Consider the following 19757-nt stretch of genomic DNA (forward strand, 5'->3'; position numbering starts at 1 on the left):
AGGAAAGCTGATGACAGCTCTGCCGGTCGAGCAAGCAAGACCCGACCCTACGATCACATTGGCCGAGCCACTGCTGTCGGTGCGAGATGTCACGCTGCAGTACAAGACGCGCGATCGGCTCGTCACCGCGACCTACCGGGCATCGTTCGACGTCCATCGCGAAGATCGCTTCATCCTGCTGGGTCCGTCCGGTTGCGGGAAATCCACCCTGCTCAAATGCGCTGCCGGCTTCATGAAGCCGACCGAAGGCACCATGACCATCGACGGCCATGCAATCGTGGGACCAGGCCCCGATCGCATGATGGTGTTCCAGGAATTCGATCAGTTGATGCCTTGGCTCACCGTTCTCGACAACGTGATGTTTCCGATGCGCCGCTCGGGCCGCTTTCCTAAGGAGGAAATTCGCGACCGGGCGCGGCGCGCCACCGTGAAAGTTGGACTGGAGCGCTTCCAGGACGTCCATCCCCACATGCTGTCCGGCGGCATGAAGCAGCGCGTCGCGATCGCGCGGGCGCTGGCCATGGAGCCGCGCATTCTGCTGATGGACGAGCCGTTCGCCGCGCTGGACGCCCTGACACGCCGCCGCATGCAGGAAGAACTGCTGGAGCTGTGGGAGGATGTCCGCTTCACCCTGCTGTTCGTGACACACTCGATCGAGGAAGCCATCATCCTCGGTTCGCGCATCCTGGTGCTGACACCGCATCCAGGCCAGGTCCGTGCCGAACTCGATGCCACCGCGTATGACTTTGGCCATCAGGGCGATGCCGCCTTCATGGCGTTCAACCGCAATATCCACAATATGCTGTTCGGAGACGAGGAGACCGCCCATGGCTGACTCCGCCATCCCCACGTGCGCGTCCTTGTCCCGTCCCGACATCGAGCGGACTCCCGCCGACATCAGCGAAATCGGCGACATCAGTCGTCCGATCGGCCTCGTCGAGGCCATCATGGCCGTCACCGCCATCCGGCGAGGGCTCGTGCTGCTGGTGCTGGCGATCATATGGGAGGTCTATGCGCGCTACATCGCCAATCCTCTGATGTTCCCCTCGCTGAGCGACACCCTGTCGGCATGGTCGGCCGATGTCATCGTCGGCAAGCTGCCGGCCTCCGCTGCGACATCGTTGCGGATCCTGGTGATCGGCTATGCGACGGCGATCGCGATCGCGGCCGTCATGACCACGCTCGCAGTTTCGACGCGGATCGGCACTGACGTGCTCGCGACGCTGACGGCGATGTTCAATCCACTGCCGGCGATCGCCATCCTGCCGCTGGCGCTGCTCTGGTTCGGGCTCGGCACGACCAGCATCGTGTTCGTGATCGTCCACTCCGTGCTGTGGGCGGTGTCGCTGAACACGTATACCGGTTTCCTCTCAGTCAGCCAGACCCAGCGCATGGCGGGCCGAAACTACGGGCTCGGCGGCCTGCGCATGGTGCTGTTCATCCTGATTCCTGCAGCGTTTCCCTCGATCCTCGCCGGCCTCAAGATCGGCTGGGCATTCGCCTGGCGAACCCTGATCGCGGCCGAACTGGTGTTCGGCGTTTCCGGTAATGCCGCCGGTCTCGGCTGGTACATCTTCGAGGCGCGCAACGCGCTGGAGACCGCCAACGTATTTGCCGGCCTGCTGACCGTGATCCTGATCGGTCTCGCAGTCGAAGGACTCGTTTTCCGCAGCGTCGAGGCCATGACAGTTCGCAAATGGGGCATGCAGAACCACTAGAGTCCCGTTCCGATTGCATCGCAACGGGACTTCAGATTCTTGTTTTGACGCGTTTTCTTCACGCGAACCGGCGTTCACTTCGCTGGAAAACGCTCTAGATGACTGGAGATCGGCAATGACGAGAGCAAGCCTGAGCCGTCGCGAGATCGTTCGCACAATGGCGGCCGCAAGCGTTGGGGCTTCACTGTCGCCGGTTGCGGCCGCTGCGCGGCAGGTCAAATGGTCGGGTGGCACGGAGCGACCAAAGATCCCGCTGCCGCCAGGCGCTGTCGATTGTCACCATCACATCTACGATGCGCGGTATCCAGCCGACCCCAAGGCGAGTTTGCGGCCCGCGGATGCGTTGATCTCCGACTATCGCGACCTCCAGGCGCGGGTCGGCATTGCACGACATGTCATCGTGCAGCCGTCTACCTACGGCACGGACAACCGCCTTGTGCTGGAGTCGCTGAAGGAATTCGGCGCCTCGGCGCGCGGAATCGTGGTCGTGAAGGACGACATTGCGAACGCGGACCTCAAGTCCATGCACGACCTCGGCGTTCGCGGCGTGCGATTCAACCTCTCCTATCCTGCCGGCGCACCCGTGGAGATGATGCAGCCGCTTGCGGGGCGGACCGCAGCTTGGGGCTGGCACGTCCAGGTCGTCGCTGGCGCCGAGCGGATCGTCACTTACGCAGATCTCCTCCGCAATTTGCCCGTGCCGGTCGTGTTCGATCACATGGGACAGCTTCCCAGCGTCTCGCATCCCGCCTTCAGCGTCATCGCAAAGCTCCTGGAGCAGAGCAAGGCCTGGGTCAAACTGTCCGGCGCCTATACTTTCTCGAAGGTCGGTCCGCCGACCTACTCGGACGCTGCAGAGATCGCCAAGGGCTTTCTGAAACTCGCGCCGGAGCGGCTTGTATGGGGTACGGACTGGCCGCACCCCACCGCAGCCGAGAACGCCAAGCCCGATGATGCCCTATTGGTGGATCTTACGTCCGACTGGATCGGCAGCGATGCTTTGCGCAAACGCATCTTCGTCGAGAACCCGACCAACCTGTACGGCTTCTAGCGCGAGGGAGGAGCCGGTCCGCACGCGTTGTGGAAGGCGTCACTTCCAGGACGCAAGCGTTGCCTGAGCACATTCGTTCATGACGGTAAGCGCGCGCTGAACCGTCGCTTCCCCCAGCACGAACGGGTTGGGGCCATCGGCGGTTCGGGCCGCGAGCTTGGCAAGCGCGCCATCGAAATGCTCATGATTTGAGATGAACACGTCCACGCCCTGCTCCTTGGCGAGGCCGCGCGCTCGTGCCGTCGCATCGATGTAGGCCTGCATGCGTTCTGGCTTCTTTCCGAAGTTGAAGCCGGTTCCGCCCCACAACAGCGCGCGATGCTTCTGCGAGCCCGACCGGACGTCGAACAGCGGCGAAATGGTCCCCATCGTGTGGCCCGGCGTAATCAGAATGTCGATGGTCGCATCGCCGAGCGAGATCTTTTGTCCGTCAACGACCGAAATGTCCCGTTTGGGTGGCCTGCCCCAGAGTGGACTGTCGAATTCGAGCTTGGTCTCCATCATGGACCAATCGGCCTCGCTTGCGACGATGCGAGACTTGTATTTCTCCACGAAGTAGTTGGCGCCACCATAGTGGTCACCATGTCCGTGGGTGACGATGATGGTCTTGACCGCCGCTGGATCGAGGCCAAGCGCCTTCAAACCGCCTTCGACGATGCGCGCGGCTTCTTCCTCATTGTCCATCGCATCGATCAGAATGATACCGTCGGATGTGGTGATCGCCCAGCAGCTCACCCACGTGCTGCCGACGAAGTACAGATTGTCAAAGGCCTTTCCCGGCGGAGGCGCCGGGATCTTCATGAGCTGTTCGAGCGACACTGGAGGCGCCTTGTAGTCCGGATCCGCGGCGTTGCCGAGCACGAGGTAGGAGCCGAGATCGGATCCGGCGGCTTCCTTCGCAGCCGCCAAATGACGTGCAACGTCCGGCGAAGGGGTCGCGGCATAAGCAGCCGGCATGGCCGCGGCCAGACAGCACGCGCATCCAAATTTCAGGAAACTTCGCCTGCTTGCACCATCGGAGTTGCCCTCAGCGATCGAAAGCTGAGAGGGTTGTCGGAAAAGCGTCATTGCCGTACTCCCTGACTTGTTGGTTTTCCTGGGCTCAAACAGGACGTGTTGCAGACCGGGCTTCAGCGCGGGCCGTCCGAGAGTCACGTCATGACTTCGCTGTCGCCATCTCCGTCTCGCGCGCGGCGCCGCGCCCCAGCGAGAGGACGCAAACCACCGCCACAGCGCAAAGCAGCGCGAGCGGCAACATTCCGAGCACGAAGCTGCCGGTCCGCTCCTTGACGAGCCCGACTACGTTCACCATGAGGCCGCCGCCGATCAGGTTCGCAACCGCGTTGATGCCGGCGAGGCCGGCTGCGAGCGTGCTCGCCGAAAGCCAGCTCGACGAGAGCGCCCAGAACGGACCCTTGAAGGCATACGCACCGACCAGGCAGCAGGTGACCATGATGATGGTAGGCACGACCGCAGTCCCGGTCAGGCCCAAGGCGGTGAAGTCACCCGCCGCGAGCAGCAGTGGGATAGCCGTGTGCCAGCGCCGCTCGCCCGTCCTGTCCGAATGGCGTCCCCACAGCACCATGAGCACGGTCGCAATTCCGTAGGGAATTGCGTTGACGAACCCCGTCTGCAGGGTCGAGAGGCCGAACGACTTCAGGAGCTGCGGCTGCCAAACTGACAAGACGCTTCCCGTCGCGGACGCACCGGAGCACACCAGGGCCATCACGAGGAAGTATTTGTTGGTAGCAAGTTGCCACAATGACAGGTGCCCGACCGGCTTGCGCGTGGCCACTTCCGTTTCCATGCGCCCGATCAGCCAGTCGCGCTGCTCAGCGGTGAGCCAGGAGGCCTGCGCGGGCCTGTCGGTCAACACGAACAGGCACGCTACCCCCAACATCACAGTCGGCAATCCCTCGAGAATGAAGAGCCACTGCCATCCGCGCAGGCCGAGCGCACCGTCAAGTTCGAGCAACCCGACCGACAAAGGCGAGCCCAGGAAGGTCGCGAGCGGAATGGATACCGTGAAGGTCGCCAGGATGCGCGCCCGGTACAGCGAGGGAAGCCAGTAGGTCAGATAGAGGATCGCGCCGGGAAAGAAACCGGCCTCCGCAGCGCCCAGAATGAAACGCATGGCGTACAGCGAATATGGCCCGACGACGAAAGCCATGCACGCCGTCACCAACCCCCAGGTAATCATGATCCGGGCGATCCAGCGCCTGGCGCCGACCCTCTGTAGGGCCAGATTGCTGGGCACCTCGACGAGGAAATAGGAAACGAAAAACAGACTTGCCGCGAAGCCGAACATCGCGGGCGTAAGACCAAGATCCTTGTTCATCTGCAACGCAGCGAAGCCGACGTTTACGCGATCGAGCAACGCAAAGAAGTAGCAAGCCATCAGGAACGGAACGAGGCGCAGGAGAACCCTGCGCATCGTCACCTTCTCGATCCGGCCGGCGTCTGTCCGAACAATCGCCACGTCCGCCTCCCTGTTCGTATTGGATTTTGCCTTGGACCTATCCTGGTCCTATCCGGCCTTCGGCCTTATTTGGCCGCTTTGGTCTTCTGCGTCTTGGCCACGATCGCGTCGATCGCGATCTTGTAGTTCTCCGGGACGACGCCCTTGAAGTGCTCCTTGAGGCCCAGGCTGTCCTTCCAACGGAGCCGCGCCGCCGCTGCGCGTGCCATCAGCGGCTCGACGCCGGCATCTTCCACCGCCTCTGCGGCCATCTCGATCTCTTCCGATCGCCGCCTAGAATGAATGACGCCGGAGGGAGTCAGGCTCTCAACCGTATCCATGAACGGTCGGGTCAACGTCTTGGAGGCAGAAGCCAGCACCGCCTCGTCCAGGCCATAGGACCGTGCGGCCAAAACCATCTCATCGATCAGCGCCTCGGTGCCCTTGAGCAGCACCGAACGGAGGATCTTGATTCCGGAGGCGGTCCCGAGCTTCTCGCCCACATATTCGATGCTCATGCCCCAGGGCACGAGCAGCTCGATGACGCGTGGCGCCGCAGCACCGCTCGACAGCATCGGCATCGAATAACCATTCTTGGGCGTCCCCATGATGGAGCCATCACCGAGGATGGCGCCGGTCTTGGCCAGACGCTCGGCCACGCCGTATTTCACCTTCGGGGTGGCGGAGGCGAAATCGAGGAAGGTGTGACGGCGGTCGAGCACGGACGCGAACGCATCCGCGCTCGCAAGCGATGAGGAGCCCGGGGTCGCACTGAAGATCAGCTCGGCCGCATCCGCCAGTTCCTTGTTGGATTTGACGAGCGTGACGCCGGCCGCTTTCGCGCGGCTCTGGATCAGATCGGCATAAGGCCCGTCGAAGGCATATTTGTCATAGCAGAAGATCTGCTCCAGGCCGGCGCCGCGCAGCCCTTTGCCCAACGTGCTGCCGATCTCGCCATAGCCGACCAGGCCGAGGCGAAATTGCTGCTTTTGGCTCATTGTGTACTCCTTCGCTGAATTTTTTGAGGTCATGCGCGCGCCATCTTGGGAGAGGCGAACTTGCCATCCCGCAAGCTGACGCCGACGAACCAGATGAGGATGGCGGCGAGGACGAGGAATCCGGCCACCGAGATCAGCGCCCAGGAGAAGTTGCCGGTGGCCTGGCGGATTTCGCCGATGAGATAAGGGCCCACGAAACCACCGAGATTGCCGATCGAGACGATCAGTGCGAGTCCACCCGCGGCAGCGCTGCCGGTGAGGAAGCTCGACGGGATCGGCCAGAAGGTCGACTGGTAGCACATGATCCCGACGACGGCGCCGCAGAGTGCGATGATGGAGATCAAGGCCGACGATGTAGCATAGCCACACACGATCAGCGCCACTGCGCCCACGACCAGCGCGGATGCGACGAACCAGCTCCGCTCGCCGCCGCGATCCGACAGGCGCGCCCACAGCATCATGGCCACAGCACCGCAAACATAAGGCAGAGCAGCAAGAAAACCGACGGTCACGACGCTAAAGCCGAATCCTTTCAGGATCTGCGGCATCCACAAGCCGAGACCGACCGAACCGATGATTGCACAGAAGTTGATGCACGCGCATGCGAGCACCCGCCAATTGGTGAAAGCATCCCTCAATCTGGATGGATGCTTGGTGGCAATCGCCTCGCGCTCGCTGGCAATTAGCTTGATAAGCCACGCCCGCTCGTCGACGCTCAGCCATTTTGCCTGATCGGGCTTGTCCGTCAGTGTGAACAGGCAGACAAAGCCGAGGATGGTTGCGGGCAGACCTTCGATGATCAGAAGCCACTGCCAACCATGCAGGCCTCCGAGACCATTGAGTGTCAGCAGCATACTCGAAAGCGGTGCGCCGAGGATGTTCGCAATCGGGATACCGAGCAGGAACGCTGCCGTCGCCCTGCCCCTGACGCGCGCCGGAAACCAGTAGGTGAAATACAGAAACACACCCGGCGTGAAGCCGGCTTCGCCGAGCCCCAGCAGGAAGCGCATGAAGCCGAAGCTCGCGGGGCCGACGACGAAAGCCGTGCCGGCCGAGAGCAGACCCCAGGTGATCAAGATCCGTGCGATCCATTTGCGCGCGCCGATGGCCTGCAGGGCGAGATTGCTCGGCACCTCGGCCAGGAAATAACCGAAGAAGAAAAGGCCTGCGCTCCAGCCGAATTCGGACGGCGAGATACCGAGATCCTGGTTCATCGTCAGGCTGGCGACCCCGACGTTCACCCGATCGAGGTAGGCGACGATGTAGCAAAGCAGCAGAAACGGCACGATCCGCCAGATGACCTTCGAGAGGATCTTCTCCTGCTCGGGCGTAAGATTGGTGCCGGCTGAAACGGCGGTGACACCTGCCATTGAGTTTCCTCCAGATCGACCGTTGTTCCCCGGCCATGACGTCCCGATAACAAAAATAGAACGGCGTTGCAATAAATTTTAGAACGTCGTTTCATTTTGTAATTTGCCGGAGTGGTGCTTAGCTTCCTCGCGGTTACCTGGTGTTCCAATCAGATGGCCGGGCTCACGGCGGGCATTGACCGCGCCACATGGGACTTGAAAGAGACATGGGACTGGAAAGAATTGCAGGGCCCGATGATGTTGTCGTGGGCCCGACGCTCAGCCAATGCAGCGTGGCGTGCCAATCTGGCCGGCCGCCCGGTTCCTGGGGATGTCCCCGGAGATCCTACAGGGGACCTATCACCAGCATCACCCCGATTACCTGCAGGGAGCGGAATCCGCGATCAGCAAAAAGGGCCGGTATGTTGCGGTGGCCGAAAACGGTGGCCAGCTTGACCGAGGACCAAAATCAGAAGAAAAACTCTAATGATTTCTGGTCGGAGTGGCAGGATTCGAACCTGCGACCCCTGCGTCCCGAACGCAGTGCTCTACCGGGCTGAGCCACACTCCGACAAGAAGGCGGCTTATAGCGTCGGGTTTGGCACACCGCAAGCCGCCGATTTGAGGATTTTTGTCCCAGTGAAAACGGGCCTGACCACCCAGATTCTACCGGCCGGACCGGCCGCCACTGATGCCGCCGCGCGGGCGCTTGCGGCAGGCGGACTGGTCGCGTTCCCGACCGAGACAGTCTACGGGCTCGGTGCGGATGCCGCCAATGCGACGGCGATCGCCCATCTCTACGCCGCCAAGGGTCGCCCCGCCTTCAATCCGCTGATCGCTCATGTCGCCGACCTCGCGGCGGCGCAGCGCATCGGACGGTTCGATTCGTGCGCCATCCGGCTCGCAGAAGCTTTCTGGCCCGGGCCGCTGACCCTGGTGGTCCCGAAGACCGACGATTGCCCCGTCGCCGATCTTGCGACCGCGGGTCTCGACACGGTCGCGATCCGCATCCCCGCCCATCCCGTGGCGCAAGCGATCCTGCGCGCCTTCGGCGGGGCGGTGGTGGCGCCGTCGGCGAACATCTCAGGCCATGTCTCGCCGACGCTGGCTGCGCATGTCGAGAGCGATCTTGCGGAGCGGATCGACCTGATCGTCGACGGCGGGCCGGTCGAGGTCGGGGTCGAATCGACGATTCTCGGCTGCTTCGAGGCGCCGATGCTGCTTCGCCCCGGCGGATTGTCGCGCGAGAAAATCGAGGCCGTGCTGGGTGTGCCGCTGGCGCGGCCGCCGCAGGATGTCGAGAGCGACGACAGCCAGCCCCTCGCGCCGGGCATGCTGGCCTCGCACTACGCGCCGCGCGCCACCGTGCGGCTCAATGCGCATGATGTCGCGCCCGACGAGGCTCTACTCGCCTTCGGACCGGCCGTGCTGCCAGGCATCGAACACGCCGCCGGCGTCATGAATTTGTCAGCGAGCGGTGATCTCGATGAGGCCGCCGCCAACTTGTTCGGCTATCTTCGCGCCCTGGATGCGAAGAGTCCGGGCGGGATCGCTGTTATGCCGATCCCCGAGGAAGGACTCGGCGAAGCGATCAACGACCGGCTTCGGCGCGCAGCAGTGGCGCGGTAGCGCATGATCCGGACCCGGACGGCCGCGTTAGCGCAAAGTGTGTAGCGGTTTTCCGATAGGATCATGCGCAATAGAATAGATTGCGGTGAAGAAAGAAGAAGAGATGAACGTCACGACACCTGCCATCCCCCCGCTTGCTCCCGAGCTGATCGAGAAATTTCGCAAGATCGTCGGCGCCAAATATGCCGTGACCGATCCTGCCGACATCGAGCCTTACCTCACCGAGGAGCGCAACCTATTCCACGGCCGCTCGCCGCTCGTGCTGAGGCCCGCGACGACTGCAGAAGTCTCCGCGATCTGTAAGCTCGCCTCCGAATACAAAATCGCGCTGGTGCCGCAGGGCGGCAACACCGGGCTCGTCGGCGGCCAGACGCCACACAATGGCGAGGTGGTGGTGTCGCTGCGCCGGCTGGACAAGATCCGCGAGATCGACACCGCCTCGAACACCATGACCTGCGAGGCCGGCGTGGTGCTGCAAATCGCGCAGCAGAAGGCAGCCGAGGTCGACCGACTGTTCCCGCTCTCGCTGGGCGCGGAGGGAAGCTGCACCATCGGCGGCAATCTCTCGACCAATGCCGGCGGCACCACCGCGCTCGCCTATGGCGTCGCGCGTGAGATGGCGCTGGGGCTCGAAGTCGTGCTGGCCGACGGGCGCGTGCTCAACGCGCTGTCGAAGCTGAAGAAGGACAACACCGGGTATAACCTGCATAACCTCTTCATCGGCGCCGAGGGCACGCTCGGCATCATCACCGCGGCGACGCTAAAACTGTTTCCGAAACCGCGGGCGATCGAGACTGCGTTCGTAGGGCTGAAGTCACCGGCAGAGGCGTTGAAGCTGTTGACCATCGCGCAGGGCGAAGCCTCGAACGCGCTGACGAGCTTTGAGCTGTTGGCGGAAATGGCGGTCGATTTCTCGATCCGCCACGGCATCGACGTGCGCGATCCGCTCGAGCAAAAGCATCTCTGGTACGTGCTGATGGAGGTGTCCTCGCCACGCGACGATGCGCGCGCGACGCTGGAATCGATCCTCACCCGAGCGATGGAGGCGGAGATTGTCGACGACGCCGTGATCGCCGCCAACCTGACTCAGCGCGCCGGCTTCTGGAAGCTGCGCGATGAGATGTCGGCGGCGCAGAAGCCGGAGGGTGGCTCGATCAAGCACGACATCTCCGTGCCCGTCGCAGCGGTGCCCGCCTTCATCGCGAAGGCCGATGCTGCGGTCGTCAAGCTGATCCCTGGCGCGCGACCGGTGCCGTTCGGCCATCTCGGCGACGGCAATCTGCATTACAATGTCAGCCAGCCGGTCGGGGCCAATGCCGCCGACTTCCTTGCCCGCTGGCACGACGTCAACACGGTGGTGTTCGAGATCGTGTTGCGCATGGGCGGCTCGATCTCGGCCGAGCATGGCATCGGCGTGCTCAAGCGCGACGAACTGCCCGACGTAAAGGACAAGACCGCCATCGAGCTCATGCGACAGGTCAAGGCGATGCTCGACCCCCTCCAGATCATGAACCCCGGTAAAGTGCTGTGAACCTGCCTGTCTCCCCTCTTCCGCTCGCGATCGATCAAATCGCGGATGCCGATGTCGAAAGCGTCGTTGCGCTGTGGCAGCGCTGCGGTCTGACACGGCCCTGGAACGATCCGCATGCCGATGTCGCGCTGGCGCGCCGCGAGGCGAATTCGACCGTGCTGATCGGGCGGTGCGGCGATGCGATCGTGGCCAGCGCGATGGTCGGCCATGACGGCCATCGCGGCTGGATCTATTACGTCGCGGTCGATCCCGATTGCCGCAAGCGAGGCTATGGCAGCATCATCATGGCTGCTGCCGAGGACTGGCTGCGACAGGCCGGCATCGCAAAACTTCAGCTCCTGGTCCGCCGCGAGAACACGCAGGCCGGCGCGTTCTACACTTCCCTCGGCTTCGAGGAGTCCACGTCGGTGATGTTCGCCAAATGGCTCGACGGCCGCGCCCCTACTCCTTGAGGCCTGCATGTCCGTTTCCGACCGCGTCCGTATCAAAGACGTTCGCCTGCTCTCGGACAAGAAATACATTCTGAAGGCGACGACCTTCGAGTGGCGTCGCAACGATGGGGAATGGCAGACGCAGGTGCGCGAGGTCTATGACCGCGGCAACGGTGCGGCGCTGTTGCCCTATAACCGCAAGCAGCGCACCGTCGTGCTGGTGCGGCAGTTCCGCTATCCTGCCTTCGTCAACGGCTATGACGACCTGCTGATCGAAGCCGCCGCCGGCATGCTCGACGATGCGGATCCCGAAGCGCGCATCCGCAGCGAGGCCGAGGAAGAGATCGGCTATCGCCTGCATGACGTCCACAAGGTGTTCGAGGCCTTCATGACCCCCGGGGCGGTCACGGAGAAGCTGCACTTCTTCGTTGCCGAATACGAGCCGGAGATGCGGATCAGTGACGGCGGTGGCCTTGCCGACGAAGGCGAGGAGATCGAGGTGCTGGAACTTTCGATCGACGAAGCGCTTGCGATGATCGCCGACGGCCGCATCGTGGACGCGAAGACGATCATGCTGCTGCAATATGCGGCGCTGCATGTTTTCAGGTAGCTAAGTCGACGCGCGCGATGTCCCTCTCCCACAAGGGGAGAGGGGGAAGCATCGCCAGCGCGGCGCCATCTTCAATTGCAAATCTGACCTGCGGAGACACGGTCGCTGTTGAGCAAATCGCCGACTATCTTTACTCTGTCCGCAATGAGAACGAGAGGAGACGCGGCCAATGTCAACTCCGCGCGACGATGAATTCGGCTTCGCGCCCGATTACGACGCTCCCGTCCCCTATATGCAGCGGACCCGCGACTACTACGCGGCGATCGGCTACACCACGCCGTATCGCTGGGCGCACTATGTCGACGCACCGTTCCAGCCGCTGAAGAAACCGCTGGCGCAATCGCGCGTGACGATCATCACGACGGCCGCGCCTTATGATCCGACCAAGGGCGACCAGGGACCGGGCGCGGCGTACAATGGTGGCGCAAAGTTCTTTGAGGTCTACGATGGCGACACCACGCAACCGCACGATTTGCGCATCTCGCACATCGGCTATGACCGCAAGCACACGAGCGCGACCGACAGCGGCACCTGGTTTCCGCTGCCGCAGCTCCTGAAGGCCTCTGCCGCGGGGCGCATCGGCGAGGTGAGCCAGCGCTTCTTCGGTGCGCCGACCAATCGCAGCCATCGCGTCACCCTCGACACCGACGCGCCGGAGATTCTGGCGCGCTGCCTCGCCGACAAGGTCGATGTCGCAGTCCTGGTACCGAACTGCCCGGTCTGCCACCAGACCACCGCGCTGGTCGCGCGGCATCTGGAGGCGGGCGGCATTCCAACCGTGATCATGGGCTGCGCCAAGGACATCGTCGAGCACGCCGCGGTGCCACGCTTCTTGTTCTCCGACTTCCCGCTCGGCAATTCCGCGGGCAAGCCGCATGACGTTGCCTCGCAGGCGCAAACCCTGGAACTCGCATTGAAGCTCCTCGAGTCCGCCAGCGGCCCGCGCACCACGATGCAATCGCCGCTGCGCTGGAGCGAGGATGCTTCCTGGAAGCTCGACTACAATAACGTCGCGCAGCTCTCGCCCGAAGAGCTTGCGCGGCGGCGCGCCGAGTTCGACAAGCAGAAGGAGATCGCGCGCGGCAACCGCGCGGCCTGACGGGAGACTCAGCCGTGACGAGGCCCTTCGAAGGCGTCAAGATCCTCGATTTCACACAAGTTCTGGCCGGCCCCTATGCGAGCTACCAGCTCGCGCTGCTGGGCGCCGACGTCATCAAGGTCGAGCGGCGCGAGGGCGAGGACATGCGCCGCACGCCGCTCAGCCGCGAATGGGCCGAACGCGGGCTCGCGCCGGCATTCCAGGCCATCAACGGCAACAAGCGCAGCCTGACGCTCGATCTGCAAAAGCCGGACGCGATCGCAATCGTGAGGAAGCTCGCCGCGCGGGTCGATGTCGTCATGGAGAACTTTCGCCCGGGCGTGATGGACAAGCTCGGCATCGGCTATGAGGCGCTGTCCGCGATCAATCCAAAGCTGATCTATTGCGCCGTGTCCGGCTTCGGCCAGACCGGCCCCGATCGGCTGCGCCCCGGCTATGACGGCAAGATGCAGGCGCTCTCTGGCATCATGGCAATCACCGGCCATCCCGAGACCGGGCCGACGCGCGCGGGCTTTGCGGTGTGCGATGTGCTCTCGGGTGCGACCGCGGCGTTCGCCGTCTCCAGCGCGCTGTATCAGCGCGACCGGACGGCCAAGGGGCAGCTCGTCGACGTCTCCATGCTGGAGGCGACGCTGGCGTTCCTGTCGGGTCAGATTGCGGACTGGTCGGTCGCCGGCCATCGTCAGCAGCTCTCGGGCAACCAGGCGGTCAGCCGCAAGACCACCGCGAACCTGTTCAGCTGCGGCGACGGCTACATCCTGCTCGCGGTCAACAACGAGAAGCAGTATCGCGCATTGATGACGGCGCTCGACCGCGCGGACACGCTGAGCGATCCACGCTTCGCCGACTGGTTCTCCCGCAACGAGAATGAGCCTGCGCTGCGCGCGATCATCGAGGAGGCGCTGGCGACGAAGAGCCCGCGCGAATGGGAGACGATCTTGGAGGACGCCGGCGCGCCCTGCGCCAGCATCTGGACAATCGAGGAGATCATCGACCATCCGCAGATTGTGGCACGCGGCGCCATTCAGGAGCTCAACACGCCCTACGGCCGCCTGCGCTTCGCTGGCAGCGGATTCAAGCTCGCGCATGGTGGCGGCAAGCTCGACCGCATGGCGCCGGAGCTGGGCGCGGATACGGATGCAGTGCTGGAAGAGCTGGGTTTTGACGCAGCGGAGATCGCGGAGTTAAGGGCACGGGAGATTGTGTGAGAGTGCCGATGCCATAGCGTGGGCAAAGCGAAGCATGCCCACCATTGCGCATCGAGTAACCGGAGAGATGGTGGGCACGGCGCGTCGCGCCTTTGCCCACCCTACGACACCTGCAATCAGAACAATGAGCCCTGCCCGTCATCGGCTGGCGCTGCGGCTGCTTTTCGCGCCACCTTCTTCTTCGGCGCTTCCGTCTCCATCTCGTCGGCGCTGATCGGCAACAGCAACTGGTCGTCGTCATTGGCAACGCGGTTGACGCGTGTGGAGACCGGGTGCCAGGTGAATTCGCCAATGCGCGGGGCGGCCATCAGCGGCAGGATCGCATCGATCTCGTCGCCGCGACAGTCGAGCCAGCGTTCGAAATCCTGCGGCGAAATCGTCACCGGCACGCGGTCATGCAGCGCGGCGAGATCCTCGCTCGCCGCCGCCGTGACGATCGCGACCGTGTCGAGCTCCTCGCCGTTCGGCCCGACCCATGTCTCGAACACCGCGGCAAAACCGAGCGGCTGTCCGTCGGCGCGGTGGATGAAATAGGGCTGCTTGCGGCCGTCCACCGCTTTCCACTCGTAGTAACCGTCGGCCGGGATCAGGCCACGTCGCCTGCGAATCGCGTTCTTGAAGGCGGGCTTTTCCAGGACCGTCTCCGAGCGCGCGTTGATCAGCAACGTAAAACCACGGGGATCCTTCACCCAGGTCGGCAGCAATCCCCAGCGCATGAGCTGGAAACGGCGCGCACCCTTGTCGACCAGCACCACCGGAATCGGCTGCGTCGGGGCGACGTTGTACCGCGGCGGCATATTCGGCTGCTCGAGATAGCCAAAGAGTTGCCGCAAAGCCGCCGGGGCCGAGGTTATGACAAAGCGTCCGCACATCCTTGAGGACCTATATGGGGTCCGTTCAGCACCTTTTAACCCCCAACGTCAACACTGCGGCCGATGAGCTCAATGGTCGCCGAACCCGCGCGGACGCATGTAGTGACGGGCCCCGAGGCGGCAGCCTGGGCTGAGCGGCTGCGCGTGGCCAATATCAACCCGCGGACGGGGCTTGCCACCGACTATCTGAACCATTTCAATGAAGCCGTCATGCTGCTCGAAATGGTCCCGGACATGCCGGAATGCGCCGAAGACTTCTTGACCTGGACGCCGCTGTCCTATGCCGAGCATTTCACGGCCTCGAATTTCAAGGCGCGCGATCTTGCGATCGAGGCCTATGAGAAGGCCGCTCCCAACGTGCGCGCCCAGTTCGATCACATCACCGACACCATGACCTCGATCCTGACCGCGGTCGGCTCGGCCATGCGCGAGGTGGAGAAGGATGCCACGCGCGTCAAGCTTGCCGAGCAGGCCACTCTCTGGGTCAAGCCGCTCATCGCGGCCTGCGGCGGCATCATCAACGGCGGCGCGGAAGCCGACGTCGATACCATCATGTCGAACTGAGGCCGACACCGTGCAGCCGAGCCATCCCCAGCTCGCAGTGAGCGCCGCGATATTCCGCGACGGCGAGGTGCTGCTGGTTCGCCGCGCCCGCTCGCCGGCCGAGGGCTTCTATTCGCTGCCGGGCGGCCGGGTCGAATTCGGCGAATCGCTGCATCAGGCGCTGATTCGCGAGGTCGACGAGGAAACCGGGCTGGCGATCGACATCGTCGGTCTGGCCGGCTGGCGCGAGGTGCTGCCGTCCACGGCCGGTGCCGGCCACTACCTCATCATGTCCTTTGCGGCGCGCTGGACGGCCAGGGAGCCGGTTCTGAATGAGGAGCTGGACGATTTCCGCTGGCTTGCTCCCGACGCGCTGGGCAGCCTCGGCGACCTCAAGCTCACCGGTGGACTGGACGAAGTCATCCATGCCGCAAAGCGCCTGATCGGGGCCTGACGGCAAGAGTGGCTGCCTTGCGTCTGCCGACCTTAAGGGGCATACACGCCCCCGATGTCCAAGCGATTTCCGGCCGTTTTGGCCCTGTTTCTTGCCTGCGCCGTCCTGCCCGCCCGGGCTCAGGACGCGGCTGCGCCGTTCGACGGCGATTTGCAGCGGCTCGCGGAAATCCTCGGCGGTCTGCACTACCTGCGCGGCATCTGCGGGGCCAATGAAGGCAACAAATGGCGCAACGAGATGCAGGCGCTGATCGACGCCGAAACCCCCTCCGGCGAGCGCCGCACCCGCATGATCGCGGGCTTCAACCGTGGCTATAACGGTTTTCAACAGACCTACCGGAGCTGTACGCCGGCCGCGACGGTAGCGATCCGCCGCTACATCGAGGAAGGCTCGAAAATCTCGCGCGACCTCACGGCGCGTTACGCCAACTGAATTGCCATCGCCTTCAACTGCCAACCCTGATCCTGAGGAGCCTGCGTAGCAGGCGCGCGCCTCCTCCCATGAGGATTTTGCATTACCGGATGTGTCGCCGGAACAACTCATCCACATTGTTCACCTCCGTTAACCTTTCCTAAAGATGTGGCCTAGGCGGAGTTAATCTGCGTGCTACACCTCTCACGCAGCGCATCGATGGGGATCGCGCCTCCAGCCCGTTTCCGAGTGTCATGAGCATTCCAGTGTCCTTCGCCTCCGCCCGCGCGCCGCTGCCCGATCATGAGCAGAAGCAGGCTGCGCTCAGCTATCTCAACGAGGCCTGGGCGGAAGCGCGCCATGACGGCGTCGACGGCGATTGTCTCGCGCAGGCGAGCCTGTTCGCAGCGCTGGCTGAGCTCGTCGGCACCTATGGCGAGGATGCGGTGGCAAAATTCGTCGAGGGTTTTCCCGCCCGCATCCGCAATGGCGAATTCTCGATCGCACTCGCCAAGCAGTAGCTAAAAATCACCCCGCCAGAAGAGGCGGGGTGAAGTCTGCGGATGAATGACCTCACGAAAGGTCGCGATGGCTGCGCTCATGATCGCACGAATGCGCGCGTCACGAGATAAGCAATAGTCCGTAATGCGCCGGGAGTTTTTCCTGATATCGCGGGGGAAATGTCACTGCTCCACTCTGAGCGTCGCTTTCATGTTGGGATGGTAGCGGCAATAGTACTCCACCATCCCCGCCTTCTTCAGCACGAACGTCGCCGACTTCTTCGCCGGCAGGTTCACGTCGAAATCGCCATTCCTCGCCGTCGCAGTGTGGGCGAGGACGTCCTTGTTGACCCACTCGGCGGTGTCACCGACCTTCGCCGAGACCTCGGCCGGCGAGATCTCGAGATTCTCCATCGAGATCTGTACGGTCGCGGCACGCGCCGGGACGATCATCGACGCGAGCACCATTGCGGTCATTGCCAACAGCCGTCCCGGCAGCATCTCCCGCCCCTATTTGAGCTCGGTCGCGACATGCTCGGCATGCTGCTCATGGCCCTGGAAAATCCTCAAACCCGTCTGCAAGAGGCCCTTCAGCTCCGCATTGTCCGCGGAGGGAATGAGCTGGGTCTCCAGGGCGCTGTTGACTGACTTGTGGTAGGCGACCTCGTTGTCGACATAGGCCTTGTCGAAGTCCGCACCTTTGAGCTTCGAAAGCTCGGCGAGCTTGTCGTTCGCCTGTTTCGTGAGCGTACGGCTGGTGTCGTTGTCTTCGGGTGTTACCTTCAGCTTCTTCACCAGCGCGAGTGCCTGCTTGTTCACCGCCTCATGATCGCGCACCATGTCCTGCGCGAATGCCTTTACGTCCTTGTTCTTGGCCTTCTTCAGCGCCTGCTTGGCGGCGTTGATGTCGATCACGCCGGCGGTGTAGGCGATATGGGCGATCTGCGGATCAGTGGGCTTTGCGCCTTGCGCCAGCGCAGGGCTGATCAAAAAAGCGATCGTGACGATCGCCGCGCTGCATCGGATGAACATGACTTGACACTCCTGTGGTGCCGGTTGCCCCCGGCATGTGACCTCACAGGCATTGGATGGAGAACCGCCGCGGACGTTCCCAAGAAAATTACACGCCGACGCCGAGCCGCTTCAGTACGGCTTCGGTCAGACGCTCGCAGCGCTGGCCGGCGAACGGGAACGCATCCATCACCACCGGCCCGATCTTCTTCTCGACATTTTCCCGCAGCATCGCGCGGGCGCGATGCAGCCGCGTCTTCACCGTCTCAGACTTGACGCCGAGCAGCTGCGCGGTCTCCTCGATGGTCATGCCCTCCATCACGCGCGCGATGAAGACCATGCGGAACACATCGGGCAGCTCATCGACCGCGTGCTCGACGACACGCTGGATTTCACGTTGGGCCATGGATTTTTCCGGATCGCCTGCGGCGGAGGACACGGGAAACTGGATGATCTGGGCTTCGAGTGTTGCCTCCGGTAGCGCACTGATCTCGACATGCACCTTCCGGCTTCTCACCCGGCCAAGCGCCTCGTTGATGGCAATGCGCGACAGCCAGGTCGACAGGCCGGATTCACCGCGAAAGCCGTCGAGGTGCGTGAACGCCCGAACATAGGTCTCCTGCACCACGTCCTCGGCCTCGCTGTCGTTGCGCAAGATGCCGCGGGCGAGCCGGTAGAGCCTGCGGTTATTGGCCTGCATGATCGCGCGCAGCGCGGCTTCGTCGCGGACTCGGGCGCGCTCGACCAGTTCGGCATCGGCCAGACCTGTGGCTTCCGATATTGCAGTGCGATGGATGGCGGTCACGGGCTCGTCTCCAGCTTTTCCGGACATTGGATGCAGGCCCGCCCAAAAGGTTCCCACCAATCTACCCTCAGCCCGTCTCGATTGGCAGCGCGGGATCCCTGGCCCATTCGCCCATGGAACCGTCATAGAGCGTGAGCTTGTCGTAACCGAGCTGCACCAGCAGGAAGAGATCGATCGTCGCCGAGATGCCGCCGCCGCAATAGCAGATGATGTTCTTGTCGCGCGTGACGCCTTGCGCAGCGAATTTCGTTTCGGCATCGGCAAGCGTGGTCAGCGTCTTGTCGGCAGGGTCGACCAGCGTCGCCGCCGGGACGTTGACGCTGCCGGGAACGCGACCGGCCTTCCATAGCGGCTCGGCTCGAGACCGCGATGAAATTGCGGGCCGAGCGCATTGACGATGACGGTCGCGGGATTGCCGATCGCTGCCATCACCGTGGATTTGTCAACGAAGAAACCGGCACGCGGCGCGGCCTTGAAGGTTGCGGCCGGATATCCCTTCGGCGCACCCATCTCGACTGGCCGCCCCTCGGCCTTCCATTTGTCGAAACCGCCGTCGAGCACCTGTGCATCGACGCCGAGCGAGCGCAACATCCACCAGAATCGCGTCGCCCGCATCATGGTGCCGATGCTGTAGAGCACGACAGTCTTGGAGGCATCGAGGCCGTGGCGGCCGAAGGCGGCCTCGAGCTGCACGGTCGCCGGCATCATGAAAAGCGGACGTGCGGAGGTGTCGGAGAACTCGCCTTGCAGATCGAGAAAATCGGCGCCAGGAATGTGGCCGGCCTCGAACGTCTTGTCGCCGGGCACGGCGATGTACGGCACGTCGCTGCCCTGCGGCACCGGCTCGTTGTAAGTCGTGCAATCGTAGATGCGCAGGTCGGGCTGGCCGAGCATGGCGGCGAGCTGCCCGGTGGTGACGAGGGATGTCGGCTGGGTCATCGAGTGCTCTCCCAAGTTCGGCTTGTGCATCGCGTAACACTGTCATTGCCCGCGAAAGCGGGTGATCCAGATGCTATGGGGTAAGCGGCGACTGGGGTAAGCGGCGGTGAGGGTGTGGACACCCCTCGAACGCCGTGATC

General features: G+C 63.3%; 21 protein-coding genes, 1 tRNA gene and 1 pseudogene. 13 read left to right on the forward strand and 10 right to left on the reverse strand.

Translation table 11 applies throughout. The features are described 5' to 3' along the window. The first annotated feature begins 10 nt into the window (after positions 1–10). The 3 genes from SO140_RS31365 to SO140_RS31375 all read left to right on the forward strand — a co-directional run bounded on the left by SO140_RS31365 (position 11) and on the right by SO140_RS31375 (position 2769). Complete coding sequence (locus SO140_RS31365; protein ID WP_449378752.1) at positions 11–835, forward strand: ABC transporter ATP-binding protein; 825 nt, start codon at positions 11–13, stop codon at positions 833–835. After that, a complete protein-coding gene (locus SO140_RS31370) occupies positions 828–1718 on the forward strand; it encodes an ABC transporter permease (protein WP_498539786.1) in 891 nt (296 codons plus the stop codon). Before SO140_RS31365 ends, SO140_RS31370 begins: the two co-directional genes overlap by 8 nt. A gap of 115 nt (positions 1719–1833) precedes the next feature. Beyond that, positions 1834–2769, forward strand: a complete 936-nt coding sequence (locus SO140_RS31375) for an amidohydrolase family protein (RefSeq protein ID WP_449378754.1) — start codon at positions 1834–1836, stop codon at positions 2767–2769. Positions 2770–2808: 39 nt separating this feature from the next. Here SO140_RS31375 and SO140_RS31380 read toward each other — a convergent pair whose 3' ends face one another. The 5 genes from SO140_RS31380 to SO140_RS31400 form a co-directional block, all read right to left on the reverse strand. Next, positions 2809–3726 carry an MBL fold metallo-hydrolase gene (locus SO140_RS31380; RefSeq protein WP_449378755.1) on the reverse strand — a complete coding sequence of 306 codons (918 nt, stop codon included), beginning with the start codon at positions 3724–3726 and terminating at the stop codon, positions 2809–2811. Positions 3727–3925: 199 nt separating this feature from the next. Further along, positions 3926–5248: an MFS transporter gene (locus SO140_RS31385; protein ID WP_498543550.1), complete on the reverse strand. Its 1323-nt coding sequence runs from the start codon at positions 5246–5248 to the stop codon at positions 3926–3928. A gap of 65 nt (positions 5249–5313) precedes the next feature. Beyond that, the gene (locus SO140_RS31390; protein WP_498539785.1) at positions 5314–6225 is read right to left on the reverse strand and encodes a DUF1932 domain-containing protein; all 912 of its coding nucleotides are present in this window, start codon (positions 6223–6225) and stop codon (positions 5314–5316) included. A 29-nt stretch (positions 6226–6254) separates the two neighbouring features. After that, a complete protein-coding gene (locus SO140_RS31395; RefSeq protein WP_498539784.1) occupies positions 6255–7595 on the reverse strand; it encodes an MFS transporter in 1341 nt (446 codons plus the stop codon). Positions 7596–8068: 473 nt separating this feature from the next. Beyond that, positions 8069–8145: transfer RNA gene (locus SO140_RS31400), tRNA-Pro, on the reverse strand. Between the two features lie 68 nt (positions 8146–8213). Between SO140_RS31400 and SO140_RS31405 the strand changes: the two genes are divergently transcribed. From SO140_RS31405 to SO140_RS31430, 6 genes are all read left to right on the forward strand, one after another. Beyond that, a complete protein-coding gene (locus SO140_RS31405) occupies positions 8214–9203 on the forward strand; it encodes an L-threonylcarbamoyladenylate synthase (RefSeq protein WP_498541429.1) in 990 nt (329 codons plus the stop codon). A 103-nt stretch (positions 9204–9306) separates the two neighbouring features. Beyond that, a complete protein-coding gene (locus SO140_RS31410; protein WP_498543552.1) occupies positions 9307–10734 on the forward strand; it encodes an FAD-binding oxidoreductase in 1428 nt (475 codons plus the stop codon). Positions 10735–10736: 2 nt separating this feature from the next. Next, positions 10737–11186 (forward strand): GNAT family acetyltransferase, encoded by a 450-nt coding sequence (locus tag SO140_RS31415; RefSeq protein WP_449378780.1) that lies wholly within the window; start codon positions 10737–10739, stop codon positions 11184–11186. Between the two features lie 7 nt (positions 11187–11193). After that, positions 11194–11775, forward strand: a complete 582-nt coding sequence (locus SO140_RS31420; protein ID WP_449378760.1) for an NUDIX domain-containing protein — start codon at positions 11194–11196, stop codon at positions 11773–11775. 169 nt (positions 11776–11944) lie between these two features. Beyond that, positions 11945–12874: a glycine reductase gene (locus SO140_RS31425; RefSeq protein WP_449378761.1), complete on the forward strand. Its 930-nt coding sequence runs from the start codon at positions 11945–11947 to the stop codon at positions 12872–12874. Between the two features lie 14 nt (positions 12875–12888). After that, positions 12889–14082: a CaiB/BaiF CoA transferase family protein gene (locus tag SO140_RS31430; protein ID WP_498541430.1), complete on the forward strand. Its 1194-nt coding sequence runs from the start codon at positions 12889–12891 to the stop codon at positions 14080–14082. Positions 14083–14198: 116 nt separating this feature from the next. Here SO140_RS31430 and SO140_RS31435 read toward each other — a convergent pair whose 3' ends face one another. Beyond that, the gene (locus tag SO140_RS31435; protein ID WP_498543551.1) at positions 14199–14954 is read right to left on the reverse strand and encodes an SOS response-associated peptidase; all 756 of its coding nucleotides are present in this window, start codon (positions 14952–14954) and stop codon (positions 14199–14201) included. A gap of 63 nt (positions 14955–15017) precedes the next feature. On the opposite strand from SO140_RS31435, the gene SO140_RS31440 reads away from it, so the two are divergent. From SO140_RS31440 to SO140_RS31455, 4 genes are all read left to right on the forward strand, one after another. Then, positions 15018–15518 (forward strand): hypothetical protein, encoded by a 501-nt coding sequence (locus tag SO140_RS31440; RefSeq protein WP_449378764.1) that lies wholly within the window; start codon positions 15018–15020, stop codon positions 15516–15518. 37 nt (positions 15519–15555) lie between these two features. Then, positions 15556–15951 carry an NUDIX hydrolase gene (locus tag SO140_RS31445; RefSeq protein WP_449378765.1) on the forward strand — a complete coding sequence of 132 codons (396 nt, stop codon included), beginning with the start codon at positions 15556–15558 and terminating at the stop codon, positions 15949–15951. A 54-nt stretch (positions 15952–16005) separates the two neighbouring features. Beyond that, positions 16006–16383, forward strand: a complete 378-nt coding sequence (locus SO140_RS31450; protein WP_449378766.1) for a TIGR02301 family protein — start codon at positions 16006–16008, stop codon at positions 16381–16383. Between the two features lie 233 nt (positions 16384–16616). Further along, positions 16617–16883: a hypothetical protein gene (locus tag SO140_RS31455; protein WP_449378767.1), complete on the forward strand. Its 267-nt coding sequence runs from the start codon at positions 16617–16619 to the stop codon at positions 16881–16883. A gap of 162 nt (positions 16884–17045) precedes the next feature. On the opposite strand, the gene SO140_RS31460 is transcribed toward SO140_RS31455, so the two are convergent. The 4 genes and pseudogenes from SO140_RS31460 to SO140_RS31475 all read right to left on the reverse strand — a co-directional run bounded on the left by SO140_RS31460 (position 17046) and on the right by SO140_RS31475 (position 19617). After that, positions 17046–17363, reverse strand: a complete 318-nt coding sequence (locus tag SO140_RS31460; RefSeq protein ID WP_498541432.1) for a cupredoxin domain-containing protein — start codon at positions 17361–17363, stop codon at positions 17046–17048. A gap of 9 nt (positions 17364–17372) precedes the next feature. Next, entirely contained in the window at positions 17373–17894 is a 522-nt protein-coding gene (locus SO140_RS31465) for a DUF4142 domain-containing protein (protein ID WP_498541433.1), read from the reverse strand. A gap of 88 nt (positions 17895–17982) precedes the next feature. Continuing rightward, on the reverse strand, positions 17983–18705 hold the full coding sequence (locus SO140_RS31470; protein ID WP_498541434.1) for an RNA polymerase sigma factor: 723 nt from the start codon (positions 18703–18705) through the stop codon (positions 17983–17985). 40 nt (positions 18706–18745) lie between these two features. After that, positions 18746–19617, reverse strand: a pseudogene (locus SO140_RS31475) (sulfurtransferase). Positions 19618–19757 lie beyond the last annotated feature (140 nt).

The organism is Bradyrhizobium sp. UFLA05-108 (genome assembly GCF_059803455.1).

Coding starts and splice junctions, on each gene's coding strand:
- SO140_RS31365 (WP_449378752.1), top strand. CDS start 11: ATGACAGCTCTGCCGGTCGAGCAAGCAAGACCCGACCCTACGATCACA.
- SO140_RS31370 (WP_498539786.1), top strand. CDS start 828: ATGGCTGACTCCGCCATCCCCACGTGCGCGTCCTTGTCCCGTCCCGAC.
- SO140_RS31375 (WP_449378754.1), top strand. CDS start 1,834: ATGACGAGAGCAAGCCTGAGCCGTCGCGAGATCGTTCGCACAATGGCG.
- SO140_RS31380 (WP_449378755.1), bottom strand. CDS start 3,726: ATGCCGGCTGCTTATGCCGCGACCCCTTCGCCGGACGTTGCACGTCAT.
- SO140_RS31390 (WP_498539785.1), bottom strand. CDS start 6,225: ATGAGCCAAAAGCAGCAATTTCGCCTCGGCCTGGTCGGCTATGGCGAG.
- SO140_RS31395 (WP_498539784.1), bottom strand. CDS start 7,595: ATGGCAGGTGTCACCGCCGTTTCAGCCGGCACCAATCTTACGCCCGAG.
- SO140_RS31410 (WP_498543552.1), top strand. CDS start 9,307: ATGAACGTCACGACACCTGCCATCCCCCCGCTTGCTCCCGAGCTGATC.
- SO140_RS31420 (WP_449378760.1), top strand. CDS start 11,194: ATGTCCGTTTCCGACCGCGTCCGTATCAAAGACGTTCGCCTGCTCTCG.
- SO140_RS31425 (WP_449378761.1), top strand. CDS start 11,945: ATGTCAACTCCGCGCGACGATGAATTCGGCTTCGCGCCCGATTACGAC.
- SO140_RS31435 (WP_498543551.1), bottom strand. CDS start 14,954: ATGTGCGGACGCTTTGTCATAACCTCGGCCCCGGCGGCTTTGCGGCAA.
- SO140_RS31440 (WP_449378764.1), top strand. CDS start 15,018: ATGAGCTCAATGGTCGCCGAACCCGCGCGGACGCATGTAGTGACGGGC.
- SO140_RS31450 (WP_449378766.1), top strand. CDS start 16,006: ATGTCCAAGCGATTTCCGGCCGTTTTGGCCCTGTTTCTTGCCTGCGCC.
- SO140_RS31455 (WP_449378767.1), top strand. CDS start 16,617: ATGAGCATTCCAGTGTCCTTCGCCTCCGCCCGCGCGCCGCTGCCCGAT.
- SO140_RS31460 (WP_498541432.1), bottom strand. CDS start 17,363: ATGCTGCCGGGACGGCTGTTGGCAATGACCGCAATGGTGCTCGCGTCG.
- SO140_RS31465 (WP_498541433.1), bottom strand. CDS start 17,894: ATGTTCATCCGATGCAGCGCGGCGATCGTCACGATCGCTTTTTTGATC.
- SO140_RS31470 (WP_498541434.1), bottom strand. CDS start 18,705: ATGTCCGGAAAAGCTGGAGACGAGCCCGTGACCGCCATCCATCGCACT.